Raw genomic sequence first — 284 nt, forward strand, 5'->3', positions numbered from 1 at the left:
GTTCCAGGGCGCTGCGCAGGTGGTGCGGTCCGGTGCCGAAGGGCAGTACGTGCAGGGCGACGCCGGGCCACTGTGCCGCCTCGATGAGGTGCTCCAGTTGGGCGGTCCACGTCTTGGGGTCCCGTGCCTTGCGGCGCAGCACCGCTTCGTCGATCAGGGCCCGGTAGTGCACCGGCTCGGGTCCGGTGAGCCGGGCGTGCCGGTCGAGCCGTGCCGTGACCTGCTCCTCGGCCTGTTCGTCGCTCAGTTGCGCGAGGTGCAGTTGCTCGTGCGCGTACTCGCGG

At 71.5% G+C, this 284-nt stretch carries 1 protein-coding gene; it reads right to left on the reverse strand.

Annotation, left to right across the window (positions count from 1 at the left end; genetic code table 11):
- Positions 1-284 (reverse strand): Scr1 family TA system antitoxin-like transcriptional regulator (locus WA788_RS35775; RefSeq protein ID WP_335984712.1); only part of this gene is annotated, 284 nt, incomplete at both ends.

The sequence above is a fragment of the Streptomyces sp. CA2R106 genome, assembly GCF_037034245.1.
Taxonomy (GTDB): Bacteria; Actinomycetota; Actinomycetes; order Streptomycetales; family Streptomycetaceae; genus Actinacidiphila.